9 protein-coding genes are annotated in these 5,111 nt (G+C 27.6%); all 9 read right to left on the bottom strand.

Annotation, left to right across the window (positions count from 1 at the left end):
• Positions 1–41 precede the first annotated feature (41 nt).
• Positions 42–320 carry a hypothetical protein gene (locus CLPUN_RS04035; RefSeq protein ID WP_077846095.1) on the bottom strand — a complete coding sequence of 93 codons (279 nt, stop codon included), beginning with the start codon at positions 318–320 and terminating at the stop codon, positions 42–44.
• 12 nt (positions 321–332) lie between these two features.
• Positions 333–497: a hypothetical protein gene (locus CLPUN_RS27475; protein ID WP_158078699.1), complete on the bottom strand. Its 165-nt coding sequence runs from the start codon at positions 495–497 to the stop codon at positions 333–335.
• A 28-nt stretch (positions 498–525) separates the two neighbouring features.
• A complete protein-coding gene (locus tag CLPUN_RS04030; RefSeq protein WP_077846094.1) occupies positions 526–1,083 on the bottom strand; it encodes a hypothetical protein in 558 nt (185 codons plus the stop codon).
• A 190-nt stretch (positions 1,084–1,273) separates the two neighbouring features.
• The gene (locus CLPUN_RS04025; RefSeq protein ID WP_143328972.1) at positions 1,274–1,501 is read right to left on the bottom strand and encodes a hypothetical protein; all 228 of its coding nucleotides are present in this window, start codon (positions 1,499–1,501) and stop codon (positions 1,274–1,276) included.
• Between the two features lie 31 nt (positions 1,502–1,532).
• Complete coding sequence (locus tag CLPUN_RS04020; RefSeq protein ID WP_077846092.1) at positions 1,533–3,098, bottom strand: terminase large subunit domain-containing protein; 1,566 nt, start codon at positions 3,096–3,098, stop codon at positions 1,533–1,535.
• Positions 3,091–3,507, bottom strand: coding sequence for a hypothetical protein (locus CLPUN_RS04015; protein ID WP_077846091.1), 417 nt, complete (start codon positions 3,505–3,507; stop codon positions 3,091–3,093). The genes CLPUN_RS04020 and CLPUN_RS04015 overlap by 8 nt, the downstream gene beginning before the upstream one ends.
• 11 nt (positions 3,508–3,518) lie before the next feature.
• Positions 3,519–3,776 (bottom strand): helix-turn-helix domain-containing protein, encoded by a 258-nt coding sequence (locus CLPUN_RS04010; RefSeq protein ID WP_077846090.1) that lies wholly within the window; start codon positions 3,774–3,776, stop codon positions 3,519–3,521.
• A gap of 130 nt (positions 3,777–3,906) precedes the next feature.
• A complete protein-coding gene (locus tag CLPUN_RS04005) occupies positions 3,907–4,746 on the bottom strand; it encodes a hypothetical protein (protein ID WP_077846089.1) in 840 nt (279 codons plus the stop codon).
• Between the two features lie 66 nt (positions 4,747–4,812).
• On the bottom strand, positions 4,813–5,111 hold a 299-nt coding region (locus CLPUN_RS27470; RefSeq protein WP_158078698.1), incomplete at its 5' end, for a hypothetical protein.

Raw genomic sequence — 5,111 nt, 5'->3', positions numbered from 1 at the left:
TATATATTCTTTGTATTCTTTACCTTCAACTACTTGTATCATTAGAAAACCCACTTTCCCTTTCCATTTATATATTTTTTTATAGCTTCTTTTTCTGCTCCATTAAACGCATAATTAATCGCAATAGATTCTAAAGCATCATAATTTTCTTTAATATTTACTACTTCAATTTTCTTTAACAAAGGTTCTTTATGACAAGTAACTAAATAAGCATTTCTTAATTCATCTTGAACCTCTCTAAATAATTCCTTATAATGTTCTGCTTCTTTTAATTTATTTTCAATTTCTTTATATTCTTGTTCACTTAATAAAATTTGCATAGTCTATTCCTCCTACTTTCTTTCATTTATAAATAATTTAATACAATCTTCCATCATTACATTATTTTTATTTAATTCCTCACACAATTTTTCTAAATAATCTGATTCATCAAACGTAAACCTAAAATTAAATTTTTCGCCATTTTTTATTCCTGTTACATTACATTCTTTTTTCATATCCAAATCTCTCCTTAATACTATTTTTTTAATTTAAATATCTATCTAATTTATCAAATTCTTTAAACTCTATTTCATTAGCAATTTTAATTAGTTCTTCTTTACTTCTACTTAAATTTTCTTCTTTATAAGGTACTTTATTATTTTTACCTAATATTTCATTATTACAATTACGGTCTTTTTCATATTGCTCTATAAAATATAGGTCGGCTCGGTTTAAATTATATTCATTGAAATCTTTATACAATATTTTATTTAATAATTTAGCTTGAACCATTTCTTCAGCCGACATTTTTAAATTACTATCCCCACAACAATGTGCTGACATTCTTTCTTTAAATCTCGCTGAACTTCCTATGTACGATATTTCTTCATTAAACATAAAGAAATAAACTGCATCAAATTTTAAGTTATTATCTCTATATCCTTTTTGTTGCAATCTAATGTTTTCATAATTCTGAATATAATAATTGTGTTGATAGTCTTTCCTATCTTCTCGATATTTTTTAAATTTCTCAGGATTATTCTTCCTGTAATTTCTGTGATATTCGTTGTATTCTTCTCTTTGTTCGATTGTTAATTCCATTTAAATCTCTTCCTCTCAAGTCATGTATTTTTGTTTAATTTAATATCGTTTATTCATCGTCAAAAGTGGCTCTACAACTAGCATAGAACCACTTTTAATTAGTATTTTTTATGTGCAATTTGACCTCCTTCGCCTATTTTCAAGGCTTGGACGATAACGATATAGAATTTCATTCTCATTAATAATATAGTTATTTACTTTGAACTTGGTTATTCTCGTTATGCTTTCTTATTTCTAATTTTTTACTTTTTAAAGCTTGTTTTTCTGCCTTAGTATGACAATCACTAGCTGAAAGACACTTGGCTTCTAGTTTTAATTCTAATGACAATAAATCTAGCTTCTGGTCAAGTGTTAAATTCTTATAATTCCTTCTTAAATCTTTAACTTTTCTTACTAATGAATAGTAGTTTTGTACCATATATTTCTCTCCTTTAATTTTAAATTTTAATTTACCAATCATAATATACATGACTTTTAAGACCAACTATGGCTAATGCAAGGCTTATACATAAATCGTCTGTATATCCTGACATCGCTCCCATTGAGCCATTGTCATTTATTTCAAATACTTTCATTTCCTCTAAAATATCACTACTATGTAATAATAGTTGTCCCTTTTCAAACATTTCTCTTAAATCATTGATAATAAGTGATTTTGTTTTACTATTAGTAGAAAACCCAATATTATATACAATTTTGTTAAATTCATCATATGAACGATACTTGTGCATATTTAAATATTGTTTCTCTAGTCTGAGTTTTTCTATGACACTATGACCTCCAGAAGCTTTTTCAACGATAAGGTAGGATTTGTTATAATATCTGCCTAATACATTTACAAATTCGGCAAATTGCCAAGGTTTTATTGCATTATTTTTAAACATTGCAACTTCTTCCCCTGCTTCATTTAAAACAATACAAGCTGAATTATCTCGTTTTGTTCCTTCTGCTGTGTCTACTCCTGTATAATATTTGGCTTTTGGAATTGGAGTTTTGTACATAAAAAAAGACCGTCCATAGAATTTTTCTAATTCTTGTGGCAAATCTTCAATTTCTGATTTCTTCAAATATTTAGTTTTATTTAGTAATATGCTTTGTAATACTGTGCTTACTCTTTTATTATCAAATACTGAAGCACCTGTGCTGATAAACGCAACATCATCGGTGATTGGATATTCTTGATTAAATTTATCTTCAGAACTGTTTTCAATCTTCAATCTACGCCAACATAACATATCAATTTTCATTTTAGGATAATTTTTTAATAATTCCTTTTCATCATCATTTAAATCCTTTTCACCAAATGGAATATTATTATGTAAGTTTTTCCATGTATTTTTAGCTTCTTCGTACTGCTCTGTGAACATTTGAGAACCATCTACATAGTTATAAAAGAAAGCCTTATAAAAATTTTCTTTCCTTTTGGATTTTATGTACATATTGTGAAAGAAATTAAGTCCATTGGCTGTTGTCTCAATTATTAGTTGACCTTTACTATTTAAAGCCTGTTCTAATGATAATATTTGTTTTTCTGCTACATCAGATTTAACAAACGCAAATTCAGATATCCAAATTAGAGAACAAGTATTTCCTCTACCTTTATCTACATTTCCCATAGGTGAACATGAAATAATACTACCGTTTTCTAATTGTAGTTCTGCTCTATTATTCCTCAATAATTTAGGTCTAATTTCTTCTGGAATACTCTTGTATATTTGTTTAAGCTTCGCAAATATTGCTCTTTTACTATCATCGTTATACGAAAGCATTAAGCAATTTGAGTTAGGAGTTGTTATTGATAACCATATAGCATAAGCACAAATCATAACAGAAAAACCAAGTTGTCTTGATTTTAGAATTATATTATATCTAGACATATTCTCCATAAAATCTCTTTGTAATTTATTAAATCTAAATGGTACTAATTCATCATTTTTATCTTGAATCTCCATGAAATTATAAGAAAATAATGCAGGGTCATTCCAAACCTTTATAAATTTTTCTTCATTATTCATCTTCATTATCCTCAAATTTCGTTTTCAATTTATCTGTTAATTTCTTAAATTTGTCTTCTTTATCACCATCAAAAAAAGCAGATTCAGAAAATTTAATTACCCAAGTCGCACTATTTACATCACCTTCCATTGCTTTTTTCATCATGGAATTATATATTTTTACTAAATTTAAATCTTTTTGAAACTTAGTAACATATAATATAGCATCCTGTACATCTTTTTTTTCCAGATATAATTCTTTAGCTTTATCTAATGAAATATTATTAAAATAATTTTTAGATAATTGTTCCCATTTACTTTCATCTTGTCCGTCTGTAAACCATCTTACAAAATGCCTAAGCTTTGCATTACTTAACATTGATTCTAATTTTTTATTTAAATCACTTTGAGGACTTCTTTCTTTAGCCATATGTATTCCTCCTATTCTGTTTTACTTTTATTCTTTTCATTAGCCTTTTTTAATTCTTCTAGCACCTCTTTTAATCTTCCCTGTTTTTTAAGTTCTCCAACACTATAAACAGCATTTAAAATTTGTTCCATTCGGTCATAGGTAGCAGTAAGCTTATTTGTTTCTATTTGAGTAATGTACTGTTTACTAAGTCCCAAAAAATCTGCAACATCTTTTTGAGTAATGTTGTATATTACTCTAGTCATTCTTATACGTTCTCTGATAGTCATTTTGATTAAACCTCCTTATTTCTATTAATTTTTATTACTTTAGGTAAGTAAAAAATGAGAAGTTAGGGACAATTAATATATCCCTAACCCCTGTTAAGTGAAATTAAAATTCAATCTCACTTAAAAAATATTAAACTATAGTCTTTCTTAATATACAAACGCCATCTTTCATTATTAAGCCCACTGCAAAAATGTAATCTGCAAAAATATCAGTAGCTTTTAAGTCTGCTTTTCTATCTGGTTCAACAAGAACATCTCTTTTAGGCATAATACCTAAAGCATCATTCTTGATTATGTAAGTTTTACATTCATTCAATGTTGTATCAAATGTGTTGATATCTGATAGCATAACTGGAATTGTTCCTCTGTAATATCCGATACAACCATTTATAACTCTTCCATTTTGTGCATTAGCTGTAGTTGAAGTAGTTTTAATAAATGAATCCATTTTGTAGTATTGACCTGCTAACATTGAATGAGTTACAATTCCTGCAAAATCTGTATTATCTTGTTCATCTCCAAATCTGGAAAATCCCTCCATTAATTCATCATCAGTTATAGCCTTTGCGTTTGCTGTTGAAACTTTTAATATTGCATTTGCATCAATATCTTTAACCATTTCATTATCTAACGCATGAGCCATAATTCTAGCTTGTTGAGAAATTCCATTTTCAACCCATTGACCTAAAGCTGTCAATGAATCCATGTCATAAACTCTTACACCTTTACCATATTGAACAATTTTCTTTCCAGAACTTGTTTGGCTTAATTCTTCTGGTGTTAGTGCTACCCCTTTTGCCATTAAAACCGCATCTGAAAGTGTCTTGAACATTGGAAAAGTGATTGTATCACCTTTACTTCCTTGTAAATCTCCTAAATCTTTTGCTAATGTTGATATCTTAATCATACCTTTTACTTTTTCAGTTACCATTGACGCATAAACGTCTGGGACTATTGTTACTTGTGCCATTAAAATCATTCCTTCCTGTTGTTAAATTTTTATAATAAAAAAGCCACTAAATTAATTAGCGACTTCTTATAAACAATATTCTATATTTATATTTACTTTGTTATTAGTTGCCCCTTCAAGCTTTAATATTTTAAAAGTTTCAACTAATACTTCATCTAAATATAAACAACCACTGTGTTCGTATTCAATTCCATTAATTAAGTATTTTACACTTACATAAGACATTACTCTTACTTTCCATAGATAATCAAATCCAGTTTTAAGTAAAAGTGGCATCATATCTATTTCAGTTTCACTATCTTTAAATTCTACTTGTAAATCTAAATTAGTAAATTGAGCATCTGCAAATACTTTTCCATTATATC

Source organism: Clostridium puniceum (assembly GCF_002006345.1).
Lineage (GTDB): Bacteria > Bacillota > Clostridia > Clostridiales > Clostridiaceae > Clostridium > Clostridium puniceum.
The sequence above is the reverse complement of the archived record's forward strand: the minus strand, read 5'-3'. Positions and strand labels throughout refer to the sequence as shown.